We start from the raw sequence: 21,224 nt of genomic DNA on the forward strand, positions 1-21,224 counted from the left end.
CTGAGACTTGGGTATCCACGCCCCGCAAGCCGATGCCCACATGGACCAACGGGAACGCACCAGACACCTCCTCGGCCTGGCCCTGCTGCTGCTGATCCTCCTGCTGGTGATCCTGGGGATGTACCAGGTGGACCGGCAGTGGCAACGCATGGGCGATATGCAAAAGGTGATGGAGGAGCAGGCCGAGGACCTGCGCCGCATCCGCGCCGCCGTGCAGGGCCTGGAGGACCGCCTGCGGGAGGGTGTGGCTGTAGCCGGTGCCGGGGACGATGTGGATGGAAATGCTGAGGACGGGGAGCGTGTGCCGCCCGCCTTCCGGCGGGCCGCCGCGGCCGCGGCCCTGCCGGACTATGCCCGTGGTGACTGGCTGGTGCGGGCCCTGCCGGCAGGGCCCTCCACCCTCACCCCCCTTGTGTCCACCGATGCCTATGCCAGTGAGGTACAGCAGTACGTGCTGGAATCCCTGCTGGTGCGGGACCCGGATACCCTGGAATGGCAGGGCCTGCTGGCCCGGGACTGGTCCTTCAGCGAGGACGGCCTGACCCTGACCTTCGAACTGCGCCGCGGCCTGAAGTTCTCCGACGGGGAGCCCCTCACCGCCGAGGACGTGGCCTTCACCTACCGCTTCATCATGACCGAGGCCATCGCCGCACCGCGGCAGCGGGCCTATCTGGAAAAGGTGGAGCGGGTGGAGGCCCTGGGGCCGCATCGGGTGGCCTTCACCTTCGCCGAGCCCTATTTCAACAGCCTGGCCCTGGCGGGGGGGATGTCCATCCTGCCGGAGCATTTCTATGCCCCCTACCTGGAGGACCCCGAGGCCTTCAACCGTTCCCGGGGGCTCCTGCTGGGCTCCGGGCCCTATCGCATGCCCGATCCCCGGGGCTGGCGTCCGGATCAGGGGCGGGTGATCCTGGAGCGCAATCCCCGCTACTGGGGCCCGGTGCCCCCGCCCTTCGAGCGTCTGGTATGGCGGGTGATCGAGAACGACAGCGCCCGGCTCACCACCTTCCGCAACGGGGATCTGGACGTCTACACCGCCCGGCCCCGGGAGTACCGACAACTGCAGGAAGACGAGGGCCTTACCGACCGCACCCGCCATTTCGAGTACATGAGCCCCGCCGCGGGATACAGCTACATCGGCTGGAACCAGCGCCGAAACGGCGGGCCCACCCCCTTTGCCGATGCCCGCGTGCGCCGCGCCATGAGCCACCTGACCGATCTGGATCGGCTGGTGGACGAGATCATGCTGGGCTACGCCGAACCGGCGGTCAGTCCCTTCAATCCCAGATCCCCCCAGCACGACCCGGATCTTGAGCCCTATCCCTACGACCCGGAGCGCGCCAGAACCCTGTTGGCGGAGGCGGGATTCGAGGACCGGGACGGGGACGGCGTGCTGGAGGACCCCGAGGGGCGGTCCTTCGAATTCGACCTGATCTTCTTCCAGGGCAACCAGGATACGCGGCGCATCGTGCTCTTCCTGCGGGACCTGTACGCCCGTGCCGGGATCATCCTGAATCCCCGGCCCAGCGAGTGGTCCGTGATGCTGGACCGCCTCAACCGCAAGGATTTCGATGCCATCACCCTGGGCTGGACCGGGGGCGTGGAGACGGACGTCTACCAGATGTTCCACTCCAGCCAGACCGTGTCCGGCGGGGACAACTTCATCGGCTACGAGAACCCGGAGCTGGACCGGCGCATCGAGCGCGCCCGCGCCACCATCGACGAGGCCCAGCGCATGCGCCTCTGGCACCAGGTGGAGCGGATTCTGCACCGGGACCAGCCCTACACCTTCCTGTTGCGCAATCAGAGCCTGGTGTTCGTGGACGATCGCATCGCCAACCTGGAAAAGACCCGCCTGGGGCTGAACCTGGGGGTGGTCCCCATGGAGGTCTTCGTCCCCGCGGACCGCCAGCGCTATACCCGCTGACCCATGTTCACCTATCTGCTCCGGCGTCTGCTGCTCATGGTGCCCACCCTGCTGGGGATCACCGTGGTGGTGTTCGCCATCATGGCCTCCGCCCCCGGGGGGATCAGCGCCCAGTCCCTGGTGGAGGGGCTGAATCTGGAACCCCAGGCGAAGCAGGCCATGGAGGACTACTACAACCGCATGTACGGCCTGGACCGGCCGTTACCGGTGCAGTACCTGCGCTGGCTCAACAACGTCTCCCCGGTGGGATTCACCGTGGCCGGGGACGGGGGTCTTTCGGGGTTTTCCCTCTGGAAGGGCTCGGACCTGGGCACCAGCTTCCGCTACGGCCGCCCGGTGGCGGACCTCATCGCCGAGCGCCTGCCGGTCACCCTGCTGCTGAACCTCCTCTCCATCCCCCTCATCTATGGCGTGGCCATCGCCGTGGGGGTGCGTGCCGCCACCGCCCGGGGCGGCCGCTTCGACACCGCCTCGGGCATCGTCCTTTTGGGGTTGTGGTCGGTCCCCACCATGCTCGCGGGGGTGCTGATGATCGGCCTGCTGGCCTCGGAGCAGTACTGGCAGTGGTTCCCCACGGGGGGGTTGAGCACCCTGGAGGCGGCGGCCATGCCCTTCATGCCCCACTGGGAACGGATGACGGACCCGCTGCTGCTCCTGGCCCTGAGCGGGTTGTCCACGGCGGCCCTGGTGGCCCTGGCCCTGTACGCGCCGCGGCGGATACGGGCCGGCGCGGCGGGACTTCTCGGCATGCTCCTGGGCGGCCTCATGGCGGCACAGCAGGCCGGGGTGGGGCCAGGTTTGCACCTGTTCCTGGGGGGGCTGTTCGGCGGCGGACTGGCCCTGACCGCCGCCGTGGCCGGGCCGGTCCTGCGGGTGTGGCTCCTGGGGGGGCTGGGCGCGGGGATGGGCATGGGGCTGGCCCTGATCCTTGCCGGGGACGGCTTCGTGCCGGGGTTCCTGCTGGACCGCATCTGGCACCTGATCCTGCCGGTGATCTGCCTGGCCTACGGCGGCTTCGCCTTTCTGGCCAAGCTCACCCGCTCCTCGGTTCTGGAGAACCTGCTCTCGGACTATGCCCGCACCGCCCGGGCCAAGGGGGTGGAGGAGCACGATATCCTCTGGCATCACGTCCTGCGCAACTCCCTGCTGCCCCTGATCACCGTCTCCGCCACCCTGCTGCCCAGCCTCCTGGCCGGATCGGTCATCGTCGAGAGCATCTTCTCCATCGACGGCATGGGCAAGCTGGCGGTGGAGGCGGTGCAGACCCGGGACCGGGAACTGGTGCTGTCGGTGACCCTGATCAGCGGTCTACTGACCCTGGCGGGGTATCTGCTGGCGGATCTCGGCTATGCCATCGCGGACCCGAGGGTGAACTATGACTGAGCCTGCATCCAGCGGCCGGATCCCGACCCCGCCCTCGGCCCGTCGCGGCTACGCCGCCCAGGTGGCGCGGGAGGTCCTGGCCCGCTGGGGGGCCCGCGTGGGGCTGGCCTGGATCGGCCTGCTGGTGCTGGTGGGCGTCTTCGCCCCCTTCCTCGCCTCCAGCCATCCGCTGCTGCTGGTGCAGGAGGGACGGCTCTCCAGCCCCGCGCTGGCCCACCTGGGGGCCGCGGATCTGGCCCTGCTGGCGGGGTTTGCTGCGGCGGTGGTCGTGGCCTTCGCACGGCAGCCCTGGAGCAGGCGCCTGGCGGTGGTCCTGGCGGCATTGCTTTTGGGGGGCGGGGGCGGCGCGCTGTTCCTGTCGCCCCCGGATCTGGTGATCCATGCCCAGTACCGGGAGGCCGAGGCCCGGGGGGCCTATGACTGGGTGCTCCGCGCCCCGGTGCCGTACTCCCCCAAGGATTACCTGCGGGACCGGGGGGACACGGGCCTGCAGCCGCCCCTGGCGGATCCGGCCCATCCCCACTGGCTGGGCACGGATGAGAACGGGGCCGATGTCCTCTCGCGCATGATCCACGCCACGCGCATCGCCCTGGGCATCGGTTTTGTCGCCACCGGCATCGCCCTGGCCATCGGTGTGGTGGTGGGGGGGCTCATGGGGTATTTCTCGGGGGTGGTGGACATGATCGGGATGCGTATCGTGGAGATCTTCGAGGCCATCCCCACCCTGTTCCTGCTGCTCACCTTCGTGGCCTTCTTCGGTCGCAACCTCTACATGATGATGGTCATCATCGGGCTCACCTCCTGGTCGGGGTATGCACGCTACGTGCGCGCGGAGTTCCTCAAGCTGCGCCAGCAGGACTATGTGCAGGCGGCGGTGGCCTGTGGTCTGCCCCTGCGCTCCATCCTCTTTCGTCACATGCTCCCCAACGGCGTCGCCCCCATCCTCGTGGCCGCCAGCTTCGGCGTGGCCTCGGCCATCCTGGCGGAGGCCACGCTGAGCTTCCTGGGCCTGGGGCTGGTGGACGATCCCTCCTGGGGACAGATGCTCAACCAGGCGGTGCAGTCCTCCACCTTCAACTGGTGGATGGCCCTGTTTCCGGGGGGTGCCATCTTCCTCACGGTGTTCGCCTACAACCTGGTGGGGGAATCGCTGCGGGATGCCCTGGACCCCTACCTGGACAGGAAGGCCTGAGCCGTGCTGCTGCAAGTGGAGGACCTGCACACCCACCTGGCCAGCGGCGACCGCGTGGTGCGCGCGGTGGAGGGGGTGAGCTTCGCCATCGACCGGGGGGAGACCTACTGCCTGGTGGGGGAGTCCGGCAGCGGCAAGTCGGTCACCGCCCTCTCCGTGATCCAGCTCCTGCCCCCCGGGGTCGCCCGCCATCCGGGGGGACGGGTGCGCCTTCGCTGCCGCCAGGGCGGGCCAGGGGAGGGGATGGTGGACCTGCTCACCCTGCCGGAGGCGGACCGGCGCCGCCTGCGGGGATCGTGCATGGGCATGATCTTCCAGGAGCCCATGACCTCCCTGAACCCGGTGTTCCCCGTGGGGGAACAGATCCGGGAGGTGCTGCGGGTCCATCGCCCGGATCTGGACGCGGCCGAGGCCTGGGAGCGGACGCTGGCGGCCCTGGCCCAGGTGGGGATCCCGCAGCCGGCGCAGCGGGCCCGGGAATACCCCCACCGCCTCTCCGGAGGCCAGCGCCAGCGGGTGATGATCGCCATGGCCATGGTCTGCGAGCCGGACCTGCTCATCGCCGACGAGCCCAGCACCGCCCTGGACGTGACGGTGCAGGCCCAGATCCTGCAACTGATGCGGGACCTGCAGGCCCGCAACGGCATGGCCATGCTCTTCATCAGCCACGATTTCGGCGTGGTGGCGCAGATGGGCCACCGCCTGGGGGTGATGCGCCAGGGGCGGCTGGTGGAGGAGGGTCCGGTGGCCCGGGTCCTGGCGCGGCCGGAGCATCCCTACACCCGTCAGCTCATCGACGCCCTGCCGGAAAACCTGGTGCGCCACCGGCCGGCAGCGCCGCCCCGGACGTCCGGGGCGGAGGAGGCGCCGCTGCTGCAACTGCAGGGGCTGCAGGTGCACTATCCGGTGCGCAAGGGGCTCATGCGCCGGGTGGTGGACCAGGTGCGCGCCGTGGACGGCGTGGACCTGGAGATCCCCCGGGGCCGGATCATGGCCCTGGTGGGGGAATCGGGCTGCGGCAAGACCACCCTGGGGCGGGCCATCCTGCGCCTGGTGGCCCCCACCGGCGGGGAGATCCTGTTCGATGGCCATGCCATCGGCCGGCTGCCCGCGTCCGCTCTGCGCCCCTTCCGGCGGCGCATGCAGATCATCTTTCAGGATCCGGCCTCGTCCCTGAACCCGCGCCTGACCGTTGCCGCCGCCCTGACCGAGCCCATGGCGGTGCACGGCATCGGCGCGGACCGGGAGGCGCGCCTGGCCCGGGCCGCCCAGGTCCTGGCCCAGGTGCAGCTGCCGGAGGAGACCCTGTGGCGCTACCCCCACGAGTTCTCCGGCGGCCAGCGCCAGCGCATCGGCATCGCCCGCGCCCTGGTGCTGGATCCGGAGTTCATCGTCTGCGATGAGGTGACCAGCGCCCTGGATGTGTCGGTACAGGCCGAGGTCCTGGGCATCCTTTTGGAGTTGACCCGGGCCCGGGGACTGACGCTGCTGTTCATCACCCACGACATCGGCGTGGTGGAGTACCTGGGGGATGTAATGGCGGTGATGCAGGACGGCAAGGTGGTGGAGCAGGGGCCGGTGCAGGCGGTGTGCCGCACGCCCCGCCATCCCTATACCGTGCAACTGCTGGAGGCGGTGCCGCGCATCGGCGGCGGACCCCTCGTCCGCGCCTGAGGGTGCGGTTCAGGGCTGGCGGCGAGCTCCAGATAGGAGTCGGTGATACCAGGCCCGTTGTGCGGGCACCGCGGCGATCATCACGGAGATGTTGTCCCGTCCGCCGCAGTCGTTGGCGCGGGCGATGAGCCGGGCGGGGAGGCGGTCCGGGTCGTCCCGGTGGCGACGGATCAGGGCCTCAAGGGCGGTATCGTCCACCATGTCGCTGAGGCCGTCGGAGCACAGCAGGAACAGATCCCCCGGCTGCAGCCGCTCCTCGCGGGTGTCCACCTCCACCCGGGGTTCGATCCCCAGGGCGCGGGTGAGCAGGTTGCGCCCGGCGGCGGTGCGGGCCTGTTCGGGGGGGCACAGGCCCCGGTCCACCAGTTCCTGAACCAAGGTGTGGTCCGTGGTGAGCCGTTGCAGGCGATCGTTCCGGAAGCGGTAGATGCGGGAGTCGCCCACGTGGGCAAGGAAGACCCGCCCCTTGCGAAACAGGGCCGCGGCCAGGGTCGTGCCCATGCCGGCGCAGGCGGCGTCCCGGCCTGCCCCCTCGTGGATGCCCCGGTTGGTCCGGATCACCGCCCCGTGCAGGGCCTCCAGGGTGCCGTTGCGATCCTTGCCTGTGGGCGGGAGGGTCTCCTTCAGGGTCTGCAGCATGGTCTCCACGGCCATGCGGCTGGCCACCTCCCCGCCGGCATGTCCGCCCATGCCATCCGCCAGCACCAGCAATCCCAGGTCCCTGTTCTCTCCGATGTGGTCCTCGTTGCGCCGGCGGATGCGGCCCGGATCGGTGCCGGTGGCGGTCAGGAGCCTGGGGGGGTGCAGGGGCATGGGGACGGACGCATAGCGGTGGACGCCCATCAGCATAGCCCCGGCGGCAGGGGGACACCACGGGGAACGGATCAAAGGGCCCGACTGCGGCGTGAAACGGGGCTCAGGCGGCCTCGGAACCGGGGCGGATGATCAGGGTCTGTCCCGGGCGGAGGGTCTCCTCCTTGTCCAGATCGTTCCAGCGGGTCAGGTCCCGTACGCTGACCCCGTAGCGGCGGGACAGGGCCCAGAGGGTGTCACCGGGGCGGACGTCGTGGCGCACGATGCGGTCTTCGTCGCCCCGGTCCGCCCGCAGCCGGTCCGGGGCCTTCGCATCGCCCCCACCGGGGATGAGCAGGTGTTCCCCGGCCCGGATCAGGTCCCCCCGGATGCCGTTGACCCGCCGCAGGGCCTCCACCGGGAGATCGTAACGGGCGGCGATGCCCCCCAGATATTCCCCGCGGCGCACCCGGTGGCGGCGCCAGGTGACGCGCTCTCCCGGGTCCAGTTCCGCCAGCCCGGCCCGCAGGGCCGGGGCCCGGTCTGCTGGCACCAGCAGGTGATGCGGTCCTTCGGGCGGGGTCGCCCAGCGGTCCAGGCCGGGGTTCAGGGCCCGCAGGGTCTCCACATCGATCCCCGCCAGTCGCGCCGCCACCGCCAGTTCGATCTGTCCCCCGGTGCGCACCAGGGTGACCTGGGGACGGTCGGGGACCGGCGGCAGCGAAAGCCCGTGGGTCTTTGGGTCGGCCAACAGGGCGGCAAGGGCCAGCAGGCGCGGCACGTAGTGCTCCGTCTCCCGGGGCAGGTCCAGGTGCCAGTAGTCGGTGGGCCGGCCGAGTGCACGGTTTTGGCGGATGGCCCGGGCCACGGTGCCCTGGCCAGCGTTATAGGCGGCCAGGGTGAGGAACCAGTCCCCGTCGAAGCGCCGGTGCAGCTGTTCCAGGTAGGTGAGGGCCGCCATCGTGGCGGCATGGACGTCCCGGCGTCCGTCATACCACCAGTTCTGCTCCAGGCCGAAATGGGCCCCCGTGGAGGGGATGAACTGCCAGATCCCGGCGGCATGGTCGTGGGACTGGACCTGGGTGCGGTAGCCGCTCTCCACCACCGGCAGCAGCAGCAACTCCGCGGGCAGGTGGCGGCGCTCGATCTCCTCGAGGATGGGATACAGGAAGGGTTCCGCCCGGACCAGGACCCGTCTGAGGTGGGTGGGGTGTCCACCGTACCATTGGATGTACCGGCTCACCCGGGACCGCTCTTCCTCCCGCGGCAGGTCCATGTTCCGCCGCATCCGCTCCCACAGGTCCCGGGGCGCCGCCGCTTGCACCTCTTTCGGGCGGGGTGACGGAGCGGACAGGACGGGCTCCGGCTCCACCTCCAGAGGCTCGGGAGGGGCCGCCACAGGCGCAACTCCATCGTCCGGGGCAGTGGGATGGGCGGCGCACCCGGCCAGGAGCAGATAGACCCCCGTACAGGCCGCCCCGGCGACGAGCGTTTTCCTCTTCGGCATGGGCACGGTAGGATAGCGGGGCCCGTGTGGCTGCTCAACCTTGAACGTCGATCCCCCTGCAAGAGGCCGCGCCCCGCTCCATGCCATCCCCCACGCATCCGATCGTGCAGCGTCAGCAGCATCTGCGGGCCTGGTACGCGGCCCCGGCGGGGCGGGTGATGCTCACGGCCATGCGCAGTCACCTGCACCGGTTCGTGCCCCAGATCTTCGGCTATTACGCCTTGCAGATCGGTCACCTGGGCAGCGGGGTGGATCTGCTGGAGGGGAGCCGCATCGGCCGCCGCTTCCTCATGGAGGCCCTGCCCGAACCCGGGGCGCACCTGAGCGCCCTGCCGGAGGCCCTGCCGGTGGCCGCAGACACCCTGGATCTGATCCTGCTGGCCCATACCCTGGACGGGGCCCTGGATCCCCACCAGGTGCTGCGGGAGGTGGAACGCACCCTGCGTCCGGAGGGGCATGTCATCATCCTCGGGCTCAATCCCCTGAGCCCGGTGGGGCTGTGGCAGCGGGTGCCGCCGCGCCGCGGCGGGATCCCCTGGTCCGGGGCCTGTTACAGTACCCGGCGGGTGCGGGAATGGTTGTCCTTGCTGGGATTCGACATCATGGCCCTGGCCCATGCCGGGGTGCGGGCGCCGGAGGGGGGGACGGGCCTGCGGGGGCGGTTGCAGATCATCCAGGGGCTGGGTGGTCGGCGTCTGCCCTATGTGGGGTCGGTCTACATGATCCTGGCCCGCAAGCGGGTCTCCACCCTCACCCCGGTGCGCCCCCGTTGGCGGGCCGCGCGCCCCTGGGTGCCGGGCGGTTTCGTGCGCCCCGTGTGCAGGAGAAGAGAACGTGACTGAGACGCAAGAGGTCGAGATCTACACCGACGGGGCCTGCCGCGGCAACCCTGGCCCCGGCGGCTGGGGGGCGGTGCTGCGCTATCGCGGGCAGGAGAAACACCTCAGCGGGGGCGAGGCGGAGACCACCAACAACCGCATGGAACTGATGGCGGCCATCCAGGCCCTGGAGACCCTCAAGCGCCCCTGCCGTGTGCACCTGACCACCGACTCCCAGTACGTGAAGAACGGCGTGAACCAGTGGATGCCCAACTGGAAGCGCCGGGGTTGGCGCACCGCCGCCGGCCAGCCGGTGAAGAATCAGGACCTGTGGCAGCGCCTGGATGCGGCGGCCTCGCGCCACCAGGTGTCCTGGCACTGGGTGCGCGGCCATTCGGGCCACCCGGAGAACGAACTGGCGGACCGGCTGGCGAACCAGGCCATCGATGCCCTGGGGGCCGCGGCCCCCGGGTGAGGGGCCCCGGGCCTGTCCCCCGCCGATCCCCTGTAGCGACTGTCCCCCTTTGCCGATACCCCAGCGATCCATCCAGCCCATGCCCACCGATACGCCCTACGACGATGTCCCCAGCCGCCAGGTGGTCCTGGATACGGAGACCACGGGCCTGGAGCCGAGCCAGGGTCACCGCATCATCGAGATCGGCTGTGTCGAGCTGGTGCGCCGCCGGCCCACGCGCCGGCACTATCACCAGTACCTGCAGCCGGACCGGGAGGTGGATGCCGGGGCCGTGGAGGTGCACGGCATCACCAACGAGTTCCTGGCGGACAAGCCCCGTTTCGCGGACGTGGCGGCCACCTTCCTGGAATTCATCCGCGGCGCGGAATTGATCATCCACAACGCCCCCTTCGACGTGGGCTTCATCAACCACGAACTGGCCCGGCTGGAAGGGGACTGGGGGCGGGTGGAGGATCATTGTCGCATCATCGATTCCCTGGCCCTGGCGCGGCAGATGCATCCGGGGCAGCGCAACAGCCTGGATGCCCTGTGCAAGCGCTACGACATCGACAACTCCGGGCGCGATCTGCACGGGGCGCTGCTGGACGCCCGCATCCTGGCGGATGTCTATCTGGCCATGACCGGGGGACAGAAGACCCTTGCCCTGGGCGGGGACGGGGAGGTGAGCAGCCAGCAGTCCGGCGCGGAGGGGATCCGCCGCCTGCCGGCGGAGCGGCCGCGGCTGGCGGTGATCCGTGCAGATGAGGGGGAGGTTGCCGCCCACGCCCGCCTGCTGGAGCGCCTGGGCTGCGCCGAGCCCTGGTGAGGGGCCGCGCCGCCCTCAGTGGATCTTGAGGGTGCGGGCCTTCTCCCGCTGCCAGTCCCGCTCCTTCTCCACGGCCCGCTTGTCATGGGCCTTCTTGCCCTTGGCCAGACCCACCTCCAGCTTCGCCCGGCCCCGTTTCCAATAGAGGGCCAGGGGCACCAGGGTGTAGCCACGGCGCTCCACCAGACCGATGAGCTTGCTCAGTTCCTCGCTGTGGAGCAGGAGCTTGCGCGTGCGCGTGGGGTCCGGGGAGATGTGGGTGGAGGCCGTGGGCAGGGGGGTGATATGGGCCCCCAGCAGCCAGGCCTCCCCCTTCTTGATGAGGACGTAGCTCTCGCTCAACTGGGCACGGCCCGCCCGCAGGCTCTTGACCTCCCAGCCCTCCAGGGACAGACCGGCCTCGTAGCGGTCCTCGATGAAGTAATCGTGGCGTGCCTTCTTGTTGAGGGCGATGGTGTTGCCGCCGCCCGTATTCTTCTGTTTCTTGCTCATGGGGCCATTGTACTTTGGACCTTGAAAGCAAAGCCATCCGCAAGGGGGCCGGGGCCCTCAGGCGTTGAGACCGGGACGGAATTTCCTCAGAATATTGCAGTCATTCGGAGGATGCCCATGAGAAAAGAAACCTCGATCCATGGCCAGTGGTCGTCGAAACTGGCCTTCGTGCTGGCGGCCACCGGGTCTGCGGTGGGCCTGGGGAACATCTGGCGCTTCCCCTATATCACCGGCGAGAACGGCGGCGGGGCCTTTGTCCTGGTCTACTTGATGTGCATCTTGCTCATCGGTCTGCCGGTGATGATCGGGGAGATCCTCCTGGGCCGGCGCGGCCGCCAGAGCCCCATCAACACCATGACCAGTCTGTCCCACGAGGAAGGGCTGAGCCGCGCCTGGAGTCTGATCGGCTGGCTCGGCGTGGCGGCGGCCTTCATGATCCTCTCCTTCTACAGCGTCATCGCCGGCTGGTCCCTGTCCTATGTCTTTCGTACCGCGGGCGGGGCCTTCACGGGCCTGGACGTGGACGGGGTGCGCGGGGTCTTCGAAGGTCTGGTGTCGGATCCGGAGCGCCTGCTGGCCTGGCATACCGTATTCATGGTGATGAACGTGCTGGTGGTGGCCCGTGGGGTGCGTTCGGGGCTGGAGCAGGCGGTGAAGTTCCTCATGCCGGCCCTGCTGGGCCTGCTCCTGGTGCTGGTGATCTACGCCGTCTCCATCGGTCATTTCGCGGAAGGCATGCGTTTCCTCTTCGCCCCGGACTTCAGCAAGATCAACGGCGAGGTGGTGCTCATGGCCATGGGCCAGGCCTTCTTCACCCTGAGTCTGGGCATGGGGGCCATCATGATCTACGGCTCCTATCTCAGCTCCCGGGCCTCCATCATGCGCACCTCCGCCACCGTGGTCTCGGCGGACACCCTGGTGGCCGTCCTTGCCGGGGTGGCCATCTTCCCCATCGTCTTCGCCAGCGGTCTGCAGCCGGATGAGGGCCCCGGTCTGATCTTCGTCACCCTGCCCATGGCCTTCTCCGGGATGCCCGGGGGGGTGATCTTCGGCACCCTGTTCTTCATCCTCCTGGTGATGGCCGCCTGGACCTCCTCCATCTCCCTCATGGAGCCGGCGGTGGCCTGGCTGGTGGAGAACCGGGACATGGAACGGGTCAAGGCCTCGGTCCTCGTCGGCCTCGTGGCCTGGGTCCTGGGCATCGGCACGGTGCTGTCCTTCAACCTCTGGTCCTCGCCCATCGGTTTCCATCTGGACCTGGGGGGTGAGGAGCCGGTCTTCATCGGCGGCACCATCTTCTCCATGATGGATTACCTCACCTCCAACGTCCTGCTGCCCCTGGGCGGGCTGTTCATCGCCCTGTTCGTGGGCTGGCGCATGACGCGCCGCTCGGTCCAGGACGAGCTGGGCGTGGGTACGGGCCTGCTGTTCCGGGGGTGGTACGCCGTCTTGCGATTCGTGGCGCCGGTGGGCATCCTGCTGGTGTTCCTCAACGCCGTGAATCTCATCTAGCCGGGGCCTGCCATGTCCTCCATCAGTCGTCAGGCGGTGGTGCCCTACACCCCGCAGGAGATGTTCGATCTGGTGAACGATGTCGAGTCCTATCCCCGCTTCCTGCCGGGGTGCCGTTCCGCCGCCGTGCTGGAGCGCGGGGATGACGAGGTCAAGGCCAGTGTGGAGCTGGCCAAGGGGGCGGTGCGCAAGTCCTTCACCACCCGCAACCGGCTGCAACGGCACAAGATGATCGAGATGCGGCTGGTGGAGGGCCCCTTCCGGCAGCTGGAGGGCTTCTGGCGCTTCGATGCCCTGGAGGACGGACGTACCCGGGTGGCGCTGGATCTGGATTTCGAGTTCTCCAGCCGCCTGGTGCGTGCGGTGGTGGGGCCGGTCTTCCATCAGGTGGCCAACAGCCTGGTGGAGGCCTTCGTGCGGCGAGCGCGGGAGGTCTATGGTGTCCGTTGAAGCAGGAACAGGGCTGAAGGTGGAGGTGGCCTACGCCAAGCCCGAGGACCAGGCGGTGCTGGAGGTAACGTTGCCGCCGCAGGCCACGGTGGAGGAGGCCATCCGCGCCTCCGGGATCCTGGAGCGCTTCCCGGAGATCGATCTGTCCGCCAATAAGGTGGGGATCTACGGAAAACTCACCCGGCTGGATGCCCCCTTGCGGGACCGGGACCGGGTGGAGATCTATCGCCCCCTGATCGCCGATCCCCGGGCGGCCCGACGCCGCCGGGCCGCGGGCGGGGCCTGAACCCGCCCCGCCTTCCCGTTCATCCCTCTTCCAGCCCGCGGATGGCCTCCACGCGGCCGTCCTGGAACTGCAGCGTCACCCGGCGGCGTTGCGTCTGGCCGTCCCCCCGCTTCAGGTAGTACACATAGTCCCAGCGCTCTCCGCCGTGGAAGGGGTCCTGCAGCAGGGGTTCCCCCAGGAGGAAGCGCACCTGTGCCGGCGTCATCCCGCGGCGCAGCTGCTCCACCCGCTCCTCCTCCAGGGCATTGCCCTGCTGGATGTCCAGGCGGTGCACGGTCAGCAGGTTTGATCCGCATCCATGCAGCAGGCCGAAAACGAGAGTAGAATAAAGAATGAGTCTTGCCATGATTGCGTCCGAAAAGCGGCGGTGAGTTGCAAGATGAATGATCAGCCACACAATCTGTCGCGGGCGATTCTACACTAGGGAGCGGTGGGATCCCGTCTGGAGTCTGCATTTCCATGGAAACCCAAGAACTGAAAAAGGCCGGACTCAAGGTGACCCTGCCGCGGGTGAAGATCCTGGAGATCCTGGAGCGGGCGGAGGATCACCACCTCAGCGCGGAGATGATCTACCGGCAGTTGCTGGAGGCCGGAGAGGAGATCGGCCTGGCCACCGTCTATCGGGTGCTGACCCAATTCGAGGGGGCGGGCCTGGTGAACCGGCACCACTTCGAGGGCAATCAGGCGGTCTTCGAACTGGAGCGGGGAGGGCATCACGATCACATCGTCTGCGTCAAGTGCGGCCGGGTGGAGGAGTTCGTGGACCCGGTGATCGAGGAGCGCCAGCGGGCCATCGCCGAGGAGCGTGGTTTTCGGATCAAGGATCATGCCCTGATCATCTATGGCGAATGCAAGGATGAGGCCTGCCCCTACGATACGCACACGGACGAAGATGACGACTGATCCCCGTCGCCCTCCACGGCCCGGTCCATCATCTCCCGGGCATGGGCCAGGGTCTGGCGGGTGATCTCCAGCCCGCCCAGCATGCGCGCCAGTTCCTCCACCCTCTGCTCCCGTTCCAGGGGGCGGATGCGGGTCTCGGTATGATCCCTGCCCTTCTCCTTGCATACCTGCAGATGGTGGTGCCCCTGGGCCGCCACCTGGGGCAGGTGGGTGACGCACAGGACCTGGCGGTGCGCGCCCAGGGTGCGTAGCTGGCGTCCCACCACCTCGGCGACGCCGCCGCCGATGCCCGTGTCCACCTCGTCGAAGATCAGCGTGGCAGTGGGCAGGGCGCGGGCGGCGATCATCTGGATGGCCAGACTGATGCGCGAGAGTTCCCCCCCGGAGGCCACCCGGGCCAGGGGTTGCAGGGGCTGCCCGGGGTTGGCGCTGATGCGGAAGGTGATATGGTCCATGCCCTGGGGGGTGAGGCGCGCCTCCTGCGCCGGTTCCACGGCGCATTCGAATCGTCCCCCCTCCATGCCCAGGGCCTGCATCGCCCGGGTGACCGCCTCGGAGAAGGTTCCGGCGGCGGTGCGCCGGGACTGGCTGAGGGCATCGGCCGCTTCGCGGCAGGCCTCCAGGGCCTTGGCCGTTTCCTGCTCCAGGGACGCCAGGTCCCCCGTTTCCCCCTCCAGGGTCTCCAACTCGGCGGCCAGGTCCTCCCGTACCTGGGGTAACGCCTCCGGTTCCACCCGGTGCTTGCGGGCCAGGTCCTGGAATGCGGCCATGCGCCCCTCCACGTGCTGCAGCCGTGCCGGGTCCGCCTCCAGGCCGTCGGCGTAGCGGCGCAGACCGTCGCAGGCCTCGCGGATCTGGATCTGGGCGCTGGTGAGCAGCTGACGGGGGTCATCCAGGCGGTGATCCAGCCCCTGCAGTTGTTCCAGTTCGCTGCAGGTGTGCCCCAGGGTGGACTCGACGCTGCCATCCGCCGCATACAGGGCCTGGTAGGCGGTCTCCGCCACCTCCAGGAGGCGGCCGGTGTGGGCCAGGCGGTGGTGCTCCTCCTCCAGTTGCTGCCATTCCCCCGGGGCGGGATCCAGTCCGTCCAGTTCTTCCACCTGGAAGCGCAGCAGTTCCCGGCGGGCCTCCCGGGCCTCCTGTTCACCGCTCAGGCCCTCCAGCCGCCGCTGGAGCCGGTGCCAGTGGGTGTAGGTCTCGGCCATGGCCTGTACCCGCTGCGGGTGATCGGCGTAGTCATCCAGGATGCGTCGCTGTACCTCCCGGCGCATGAGGGACTGGTGGGCATGCTGGCCGTGGATGTCCACCAGCATCTCCCCCAGGGTGCGCAGGGATTGCAGGGTGGTGGGGGAGCCGTTGATCCAGGCCCGGCTGCGGCCGTCCCGGCCCACCACCCGCCGCAGCAGGCATTCCTGATCGTCCATCCCCTGTTCCCGCAGCCAGTGCGCGGCCGCCGCCTCGCCGCTGATGTCCATCTGTACGCTCACCTCGGCGCGATCGGCCCCCTGGCGCACCACCGAGGGGTCCGCCCGGTCCCCCAGCACCAGCCCCAGGGCGTCCACGAGGATGGATTTGCCCGCCCCGGTCTCGCCGGTGAGGACGGTCATGCCGGGTGCAAGCTCCAGGGAGAGCTCATCGATGATGGCAAAGTCGCGGATGTGGATGTGGGTGAGCATGGCGCTGTGGGCTCGCTCTCATGGCTGCGGGATGGGTGCCGTGCCAGGCGGGATCCGGCACCCCTGCCGGGGGCGGGGGGTCATGCCGCCTCCCCGGAAGGGGGCCAGTCCAGCTCCAGCTGGCGGGGTGCGGGCTGGGGGGCGCGGGTCAGACCCGAGACCCGTACCCCCAAAAGCCGCAGCCGCTCCCCCGGGGCGGCGCGCCCGCCGATCACCAGCGGCAGACCCGCCAGCTCCGGGCGGCGCAGCCGTTCCACGGAGGCGTAGAAGGCGTCCATGTCCAGGTGGGCGATGCGGCGCTGCGGTGGATGCATGGGTTCAGGCTCCGGTCCTCCCGCCTGCACTGCCGCCAGGTACGCGGCGTGTGGCGGGGCGATGAACTGTATGCATTGTCAGGAATGCGTTCCGTCCTGTCCAGTACATGGCAAGCCGCCGGCGGCCTCAGGGCTGTTCCCCCCAGCCCAGTTTCACCCGCAGGATCTGCAGGTAATCGTAGCCCGGGGGGTGGATCAGGCGCAGCTTGCGGGGCTTGCTGCGGATGACGATGCGGTCCAGGGGCTCCATGTCGATGGTGTCCTGTCCGTCCAGGGCCGCCTGTGCCCGGGTGCGGCTGTTCTCGTTCACGGCGATCTCCACGCGGCTGCCGGCGGGGACCACCAGGGGGCGGTGGCTGAGGCCGTGGGGGCAGATGGGCACCAGCACCACGGCGTCCAGGTCCGGGCTCAGGATGGGGCCACCGCCGGAGAGGGCATAGGCCGTGGAGCCGGTGGGGGTGGCCACCACCATGCCGTCGGCCCGCTGGGTGTGGACGAAACGCCCGTCGATCCAGGTGTCGAATTCGATCATGCGCACCACGTCGCGGATATGCAGCACCACGTCGTTGAGGGCATCCCCCTGGGCCACTTCCTGCTCCCCCCGCATCACCCGGGCGTGGAGCATGCGCCGGTGGTCCTCCATGTAGTGCCCCGAGAGGATCTCGTCCAGCCGGCCCAGCATCTCCTGGGGGGAGACATCCACCAGGAAGCCCAGGCGGCCGGCATTGATCCCCAGCAGGGGGACGCCGTGGTCCACCAGGGTGCGGGCGGCGGCCAGGAAGGTGCCGTCCCCCCCCACCACGATGGCCAGGTCCGCCTCCCGGGCGATGTCCTCCCGCTGCACCGCCTCGCCGTCCGGGATGTCCCGGATCTGTTCCACCGTGGTGGGGTCCAGGAGCAGGCGCCGCCGGTGGTGGCGCAGGTGTGCAATGAGGGTGCGCAGGATCTCCGCCAGGCGGGTGTCCGTGGTCTTGGCGATGATGCCGATGGTGTCGAAATGCTCTGCCATGGGGGGATTATGGTGGAAACCTATCGTCGAGTGTATGGCTAGCGGGGCCGGGGCTTTCTTGACAGTTCATGGCCGCTGTGTACCATGCACAACTGGCACTCCATGCCTGAGAGTGCCAAGGTGGCCCCATGAGTCGATCCCAACGCGCCAACGAACCCCCCCTCAACGACCGCGCCCGCCGGTTGTTGCGGGCCCTGGTGGAGAACTATGTCCAGGAGGGTCAGCCGGTGGGGTCGCGCACCCTGGCGCGCACCTGCGGGCTGGACCTGAGCCCCGCCTCCATCCGCAACGTCATGGCGGACCTGGAGGAGATGGGTCTGGTCAGTTCCCCGCATACCTCGGCGGGGCGGGTGCCCACCCCCCGGGGGTACCGCCTCTTCGTGGACTCGCTGCTGGAGGTGAAGCCCCTGGACAGCCACGAGGTGCGTCTGCTCAAGGAGCGTCTGAGCCCGGAGATGGACACCCGCTCCCTGGTGGAGTCGGCCTCGGACCTGCTCTCGGCGGTGACCCAGATGGCGGGCATGGTGCGGGTGCCCAAGCGGGATCACGCCGCCCTGTGCCAGATCGAGTTCCTCAAGCTCTCCGGGCGCCAGGTGCTGGCCATCCTGGTGATGAACAAGAACGAGGTGCAGAACCGCATCCTGCAGCTGGACCGGGACTATACCCACAGCGAGCTGCAGCAGATGGCCAACTACCTGAACGAGCACCTGGCGGGACTGGACCTGCGCCAGGCGCGGGAGCAGATCCTGCAGGAGATGAAGGCGGTGCGCGAGCATATGAACACCCTCATGCTCGCCGCCATCCAACTGGGGGAACGGGCCTTTTGCGACGAGGACCGGGATGAGCAGGTGGTGTTCACCGGTCAGACCCATCTCATGGGCTATGCCGAACTCTCCAGCGTGGACAAATTGCGCAACCTCTTCGAGGCCTTCAACCAGAAGCGGGACCTGCTCGGCCTGCTGGATAACTGCATCCATGCCCAGGGGGTGCAGATCTTCATCGGCCAGGAGTCGGGACATGAGGTGCTGGATGACTGCAGCGTCGTCACGGCCCCCTACCAGGTGGATGGTCAGGTGCTGGGGGTGCTGGGGGTCATCGGTCCCACGCGCATGGCCTATGAGCGCGTCATCCCCGTGGTGGATGTGACCGCCAAGCTCCTGGGCGCGGCCTTGAATTCCAGGAATTGATTCCCACATAGGGGGCATCGGGGCAGGCCGGCGGCCCGCGCCGGAAGCCGGCCCTTTGCCGCATGATTCACGCACAGCCGATCGGAGTTTTCCATGGCGAACGAGGAACAGACCGACCGCAATCCGGCCCCGGAGGCCCCCGAGGAAGGCCAGGAGCCGCAGCCGGCGGAATTCAATCCCGCCACCCTGCTCAAGCAGTTGGAGGAGGCCCAGAACGAGGCCCGGGAGCACTGGGACAAGCTGGTACGCGCCCAGGCGGAGCTGGAGAACCTGCGCAAGCGCATGAAGAAGGACGTGGAGAACGCCCATAAGTATGCGCTGGAGAAATTCGCCAATGAGCTCCTGCCCGTGCGCGACAGCCTGGAGATGGGCGTGGACGCCGCCCGCGGGGAGACCGACGTGGAAAAGATCCGCGAAGGCACGGAACTGACCCTGAAGATGCTTACGCAGGTGATGGAGAAGCAGGGGATCCAGGAGGTGATGCCCGAGGGGGAACGCTTCGATCCGGAGCGCCACCAGGCCATGTCCATGCAGGAGAATGCCGAGCTGGAGCCCAATACGGTGATGACCGTGCTGCAGAAGGGCTATCTGCTCAATGACCGCCTGCTGCGCCCCGCCATGGTGATCGTCAGCCGTGCCCCGTCGGGGGACGGTCAGCAGGGCGGGGAGGGGCAGGGGGGTTGAAAAGCGCCGCATCGCCCCCCACCTCTGCGTCAGGTCCGGAAGCATTCCGTCATTGATTTGAAATTCACGCAAGTTCTGGAGAATCACCATGGGTAAGACGATCGGTATCGACCTGGGCACCACCAACTCCTGCGTTGCCGTCATGGAAGGGGGGTCCCCCAAGGTCCTGGAGAACGCCGAAGGCGCCCGCACCACCCCCTCCATCGTGGCCTTCACTGAAGACGGCGAGGTGCTGGTGGGGCAGTCCGCCAAGCGCCAGGCGGTCACCAACGCCGAGAACACCCTGTTCGCCGTCAAGCGCCTCATCGGCCGCCGCTTCGAGGAGCCGGAGGTGCAAAAGGACATCGACATGGTGCCCTACAAGATCATCAAGGCGGACAACGGCGACGCCTGGGTGGAGGTGCGCGGCAAGAAGATGGCCCCGCCGGAGATCTCCGCCCGCGTGCTGCAGAAGATGAAGAAGACCGCCGAGGACTACCTGGGTGAAGAGGTCACCGAGGCGGTGATCACCGTGCCCGCCTACTTCAACGACTCCCAGCGCCAGGCCACCAAGGACGCGGGCAAGATCGCCGGTCTCGAGGTGAAGCGCATCATCAACGAGCCCACCGCGGCGGCCCTGGCCTACGGCCTGGACAAGAAGCGCGGCGACCGCAAGGTGGCGGTCTATGACCTGGGCGGCGGCACCTTCGACATCTCCATCATCGAGATCGCCGAGGTGGACGGGGAGCACCAGTTCGAGGTGCTGGCCACCAACGGGGACACCTTCCTGGGGGGCGAGGACTTCGACACCCGCCTGATCGACTACCTGGCCTCCGAGTTCAAGAAGGAGCAGGGCATCGACCTCAAGGGCGATCCCCTGGCCATGCAGCGCCTCAAGGAGGCCGCCGAGAAGGCCAAGATCGAGCTCTCCTCCAGCCAGCAGACGGAGGTGAACCTGCCCTATATCACGGCCGATAACACCGGGCCCAAGCACCTGAATCTCAAGGTCTCCCGGGCCAAGCTGGAAGCCCTGGTGGAGGAGCTGATCAAGCGCACCATCGAGCCCTGCAAGATGGCCCTGAAGGACGCCGGCCTGTCCGTGTCCCAGGTGGACGACGTGATCCTGGTGGGCGGCCAGACCCGCATGCCCAAGGTGCAGGAGGCGGTGAAGGACTTCTTCGGCAAGGAGCCGCGCCGTGACGTGAACCCCGACGAGGCCGTGGCCATCGGTGCCGCCATCCAGGCCGGCGTGCTGGGCGGCGATGTCAAGGACGTGCTGCTCCTGGACGTGACCCCGCTGTCTTTGGGTATCGAGACCCTGGGCGGCGTCATGACCAAGCTCATCGAGAAGAACACCACCATCCCCACCAAGGCCAACCAGGTGTTCTCCACGGCGGAGGACAACCAGACGGCGGTGACGGTGCACGTGTTGCAGGGGGAGCGGGAACAGGCCAGCGCCAACAAGTCCCTGGGCCGTTTCGACCTGACGGACATCCCGCCGGCGCCCCGGGGCGTGCCGCAGATCGAGGTCACCTTCGACATCGACGCCAACGGCATCCTCCATGTCTCCGCCAAGGACAAGGCCACCGGCAAGGAGAACAAGATCGTCATCAAGGCCTCCTCGGGGCTGAGCGAGGAGGAGATCGAGCAGATGGTGAAGGACGCGGAGGCCCATGCCGAGGAGGACAAGCGCTTCCAGGAGCTGGTGGCGGCGCGCAACCAGGCGGACAACCTGATCCATTCCGTGGAGAAGACCCTGGGCGAGATGGGCGATCAGGTGGAGGCCTCGGAGAAGAGCGCCATCGAGTCGGCCATCGGCGAGCTGCGTGAGGCCATGAAGGGCAGCGACCAGGCGGACATCGAGGCCAAGACCCAGAAGCTGACCGAGGCCTCGGGTAAACTGGCCGAGCGCATGTATGCCCAGCAGGGCGCCGAGGGAGCCGCCACCGGCGGCGAGGCTGGTGCCCAGGCCTCCGGCGGCCAGCAGCAATCCGCTCAGGACGATGTGGTGGACGCGGAGTTCGAGGAAGTGGACGACAAGAAGAAGTGAGCCCCAGCGGGGGGCGGGCGGTCCCGTTCCCCGCGCTTGGGGCCGCATCGGGCAGGCGGACCCGCGGGTCCGCCTGCAGCCGTGAACCCAGGTCCGTTGGCCGGCGGCG

20 protein-coding genes and 1 pseudogene are annotated in these 21,224 nt (G+C 68.6%); 14 read left to right on the forward strand and 7 right to left on the reverse strand.

The features are described 5' to 3' along the window. The first annotated feature begins 118 nt into the window (after positions 1-118). From BM214_RS03230 to BM214_RS03245, 4 genes are read left to right on the forward strand one after another with little or no spacing between them, the layout of a single operon-like run. Positions 119-1,927 carry a peptide-binding protein gene (locus BM214_RS03230; protein WP_425319153.1) on the forward strand — a complete coding sequence of 603 codons (1,809 nt, stop codon included), beginning with the start codon at positions 119-121 and terminating at the stop codon, positions 1,925-1,927. Between the two features lie 3 nt (positions 1,928-1,930). Further along, on the forward strand, positions 1,931-3,310 hold the full coding sequence (locus BM214_RS03235) for an ABC transporter permease (RefSeq protein WP_090483776.1): 1,380 nt from the start codon (positions 1,931-1,933) through the stop codon (positions 3,308-3,310). After that, on the forward strand, positions 3,303-4,502 hold the full coding sequence (locus tag BM214_RS03240; protein WP_090483777.1) for an ABC transporter permease: 1,200 nt from the start codon (positions 3,303-3,305) through the stop codon (positions 4,500-4,502). Before BM214_RS03235 ends, BM214_RS03240 begins: the two co-directional genes overlap by 8 nt. Before the next feature lie 6 nt (positions 4,503-4,508). Continuing rightward, positions 4,509-6,176 carry an ABC transporter ATP-binding protein gene (locus BM214_RS03245; RefSeq protein ID WP_244887833.1) on the forward strand — a complete coding sequence of 556 codons (1,668 nt, stop codon included), beginning with the start codon at positions 4,509-4,511 and terminating at the stop codon, positions 6,174-6,176. 9 nt (positions 6,177-6,185) lie between these two features. Here BM214_RS03245 and BM214_RS03250 read toward each other — a convergent pair whose 3' ends face one another. Next, on the reverse strand, positions 6,186-6,989 hold the full coding sequence (locus BM214_RS03250; protein WP_090483905.1) for a Stp1/IreP family PP2C-type Ser/Thr phosphatase: 804 nt from the start codon (positions 6,987-6,989) through the stop codon (positions 6,186-6,188). Between the two features lie 103 nt (positions 6,990-7,092). Beyond that, positions 7,093-8,244, reverse strand: a complete 1,152-nt coding sequence (locus tag BM214_RS03255; protein WP_244887824.1) for a LysM peptidoglycan-binding domain-containing protein — start codon at positions 8,242-8,244, stop codon at positions 7,093-7,095. A gap of 311 nt (positions 8,245-8,555) precedes the next feature. On the opposite strand from BM214_RS03255, the gene BM214_RS03260 reads away from it, so the two are divergent. The 3 genes from BM214_RS03260 to dnaQ all read left to right on the forward strand — a co-directional run bounded on the left by BM214_RS03260 (position 8,556) and on the right by dnaQ (position 10,573). Then, positions 8,556-9,317: a class I SAM-dependent methyltransferase gene (locus BM214_RS03260; RefSeq protein ID WP_090483780.1), complete on the forward strand. Its 762-nt coding sequence runs from the start codon at positions 8,556-8,558 to the stop codon at positions 9,315-9,317. Further along, positions 9,310-9,768 carry a ribonuclease HI gene (rnhA, locus tag BM214_RS03265; protein WP_090483781.1) on the forward strand — a complete coding sequence of 153 codons (459 nt, stop codon included), beginning with the start codon at positions 9,310-9,312 and terminating at the stop codon, positions 9,766-9,768. The genes BM214_RS03260 and rnhA overlap by 8 nt, the downstream gene beginning before the upstream one ends. A gap of 79 nt (positions 9,769-9,847) precedes the next feature. Then, on the forward strand, positions 9,848-10,573 hold the full coding sequence (gene dnaQ / locus BM214_RS03270; protein ID WP_090483782.1) for a DNA polymerase III subunit epsilon: 726 nt from the start codon (positions 9,848-9,850) through the stop codon (positions 10,571-10,573). Positions 10,574-10,588: 15 nt separating this feature from the next. Here the strand turns inward: dnaQ and smpB are convergent, their stop codons facing one another. After that, positions 10,589-11,065: an SsrA-binding protein SmpB gene (gene smpB / locus BM214_RS03275; protein ID WP_090483783.1), complete on the reverse strand. Its 477-nt coding sequence runs from the start codon at positions 11,063-11,065 to the stop codon at positions 10,589-10,591. A gap of 117 nt (positions 11,066-11,182) precedes the next feature. Between smpB and BM214_RS03280 the strand changes: the two genes are divergently transcribed. The 3 genes from BM214_RS03280 to BM214_RS03290 are packed head-to-tail and all read left to right on the forward strand — an operon-like array spanning position 11,183 to position 13,313. Next, a complete protein-coding gene (locus tag BM214_RS03280) occupies positions 11,183-12,577 on the forward strand; it encodes a sodium-dependent transporter (RefSeq protein ID WP_090483784.1) in 1,395 nt (464 codons plus the stop codon). Positions 12,578-12,589: 12 nt separating this feature from the next. Beyond that, positions 12,590-13,027: a type II toxin-antitoxin system RatA family toxin gene (locus tag BM214_RS03285; protein WP_090483785.1), complete on the forward strand. Its 438-nt coding sequence runs from the start codon at positions 12,590-12,592 to the stop codon at positions 13,025-13,027. Then, positions 13,014-13,313, forward strand: a complete 300-nt coding sequence (locus tag BM214_RS03290) for an RnfH family protein (RefSeq protein WP_090483786.1) — start codon at positions 13,014-13,016, stop codon at positions 13,311-13,313. Before BM214_RS03285 ends, BM214_RS03290 begins: the two co-directional genes overlap by 14 nt. Before the next feature lie 19 nt (positions 13,314-13,332). On the opposite strand, the gene BM214_RS03295 is transcribed toward BM214_RS03290, so the two are convergent. Then, positions 13,333-13,659: an outer membrane protein assembly factor BamE gene (locus BM214_RS03295; RefSeq protein WP_090483787.1), complete on the reverse strand. Its 327-nt coding sequence runs from the start codon at positions 13,657-13,659 to the stop codon at positions 13,333-13,335. 113 nt (positions 13,660-13,772) lie between these two features. On the opposite strand from BM214_RS03295, the gene fur reads away from it, so the two are divergent. Next, positions 13,773-14,216, forward strand: a complete 444-nt coding sequence (gene fur, locus BM214_RS03300) for a ferric iron uptake transcriptional regulator (protein ID WP_090483788.1) — start codon at positions 13,773-13,775, stop codon at positions 14,214-14,216. Here fur and recN read toward each other — a convergent pair. The 3 genes and pseudogenes from recN to BM214_RS03315 all read right to left on the reverse strand — a co-directional run bounded on the left by recN (position 14,183) and on the right by BM214_RS03315 (position 17,215). Next, positions 14,183-15,892 (reverse strand): DNA repair protein RecN, encoded by a 1,710-nt coding sequence (gene recN / locus BM214_RS03305; RefSeq protein WP_090483789.1) that lies wholly within the window; start codon positions 15,890-15,892, stop codon positions 14,183-14,185. The genes fur and recN overlap by 34 nt on opposite strands. A 200-nt stretch (positions 15,893-16,092) precedes the next feature. Next, positions 16,093-16,206: pseudogene (locus BM214_RS12945) on the reverse strand (Y-family DNA polymerase); the annotation flags it as partial. Positions 16,207-16,333: 127 nt separating this feature from the next. Beyond that, positions 16,334-17,215 carry an NAD(+) kinase gene (locus tag BM214_RS03315; RefSeq protein ID WP_090483790.1) on the reverse strand — a complete coding sequence of 294 codons (882 nt, stop codon included), beginning with the start codon at positions 17,213-17,215 and terminating at the stop codon, positions 16,334-16,336. Positions 17,216-17,343: 128 nt separating this feature from the next. Between BM214_RS03315 and hrcA the strand changes: the two genes are divergently transcribed. The 3 genes from hrcA to dnaK all read left to right on the forward strand — a co-directional run bounded on the left by hrcA (position 17,344) and on the right by dnaK (position 21,115). After that, on the forward strand, positions 17,344-18,402 hold the full coding sequence (hrcA, locus tag BM214_RS03320; RefSeq protein WP_090483791.1) for a heat-inducible transcriptional repressor HrcA: 1,059 nt from the start codon (positions 17,344-17,346) through the stop codon (positions 18,400-18,402). Positions 18,403-18,495: 93 nt separating this feature from the next. Next, positions 18,496-19,086, forward strand: a complete 591-nt coding sequence (gene grpE, locus BM214_RS03325) for a nucleotide exchange factor GrpE (RefSeq protein WP_090483792.1) — start codon at positions 18,496-18,498, stop codon at positions 19,084-19,086. 88 nt (positions 19,087-19,174) lie between these two features. Then, positions 19,175-21,115, forward strand: a complete 1,941-nt coding sequence (gene dnaK / locus BM214_RS03330) for a molecular chaperone DnaK (RefSeq protein WP_090483793.1) — start codon at positions 19,175-19,177, stop codon at positions 21,113-21,115. Positions 21,116-21,224: the final 109 nt, after the last annotated feature.

It is taken from the genome of Ectothiorhodospira mobilis (genome assembly GCF_900114895.1).
In the GTDB taxonomy this organism is placed as follows: domain Bacteria; phylum Pseudomonadota; class Gammaproteobacteria; order Ectothiorhodospirales; family Ectothiorhodospiraceae; genus Ectothiorhodospira; species Ectothiorhodospira mobilis_A.

Bases quoted from the DNA above. Each gene is read 5' to 3' on its own strand.
- BM214_RS03230 (WP_425319153.1), top strand. From the start codon at position 119: ATGTACCAGGTGGACCGGCAGTGGCAACGCATGGGCGATATGCAAAAG.
- BM214_RS03235 (WP_090483776.1), top strand. From the start codon at position 1,931: ATGTTCACCTATCTGCTCCGGCGTCTGCTGCTCATGGTGCCCACCCTG.
- BM214_RS03240 (WP_090483777.1), top strand. From the start codon at position 3,303: ATGACTGAGCCTGCATCCAGCGGCCGGATCCCGACCCCGCCCTCGGCC.
- BM214_RS03250 (WP_090483905.1), bottom strand. From the start codon at position 6,989: ATGCCCCTGCACCCCCCCAGGCTCCTGACCGCCACCGGCACCGATCCG.
- BM214_RS03255 (WP_244887824.1), bottom strand. From the start codon at position 8,244: ATGGACCTGCCGCGGGAGGAAGAGCGGTCCCGGGTGAGCCGGTACATC.
- BM214_RS03260 (WP_090483780.1), top strand. From the start codon at position 8,556: ATGCCATCCCCCACGCATCCGATCGTGCAGCGTCAGCAGCATCTGCGG.
- dnaQ (WP_090483782.1), top strand. From the start codon at position 9,848: ATGCCCACCGATACGCCCTACGACGATGTCCCCAGCCGCCAGGTGGTC.
- smpB (WP_090483783.1), bottom strand. From the start codon at position 11,065: ATGAGCAAGAAACAGAAGAATACGGGCGGCGGCAACACCATCGCCCTC.
- BM214_RS03280 (WP_090483784.1), top strand. From the start codon at position 11,183: ATGAGAAAAGAAACCTCGATCCATGGCCAGTGGTCGTCGAAACTGGCC.
- BM214_RS03285 (WP_090483785.1), top strand. From the start codon at position 12,590: ATGTCCTCCATCAGTCGTCAGGCGGTGGTGCCCTACACCCCGCAGGAG.
- BM214_RS03290 (WP_090483786.1), top strand. From the start codon at position 13,014: ATGGTGTCCGTTGAAGCAGGAACAGGGCTGAAGGTGGAGGTGGCCTAC.
- BM214_RS03295 (WP_090483787.1), bottom strand. From the start codon at position 13,659: ATGGCAAGACTCATTCTTTATTCTACTCTCGTTTTCGGCCTGCTGCAT.
- fur (WP_090483788.1), top strand. From the start codon at position 13,773: ATGGAAACCCAAGAACTGAAAAAGGCCGGACTCAAGGTGACCCTGCCG.
- recN (WP_090483789.1), bottom strand. From the start codon at position 15,892: ATGCTCACCCACATCCACATCCGCGACTTTGCCATCATCGATGAGCTC.
- BM214_RS03315 (WP_090483790.1), bottom strand. From the start codon at position 17,215: ATGGCAGAGCATTTCGACACCATCGGCATCATCGCCAAGACCACGGAC.
- hrcA (WP_090483791.1), top strand. From the start codon at position 17,344: ATGAGTCGATCCCAACGCGCCAACGAACCCCCCCTCAACGACCGCGCC.
- grpE (WP_090483792.1), top strand. From the start codon at position 18,496: ATGGCGAACGAGGAACAGACCGACCGCAATCCGGCCCCGGAGGCCCCC.
- dnaK (WP_090483793.1), top strand. From the start codon at position 19,175: ATGGGTAAGACGATCGGTATCGACCTGGGCACCACCAACTCCTGCGTT.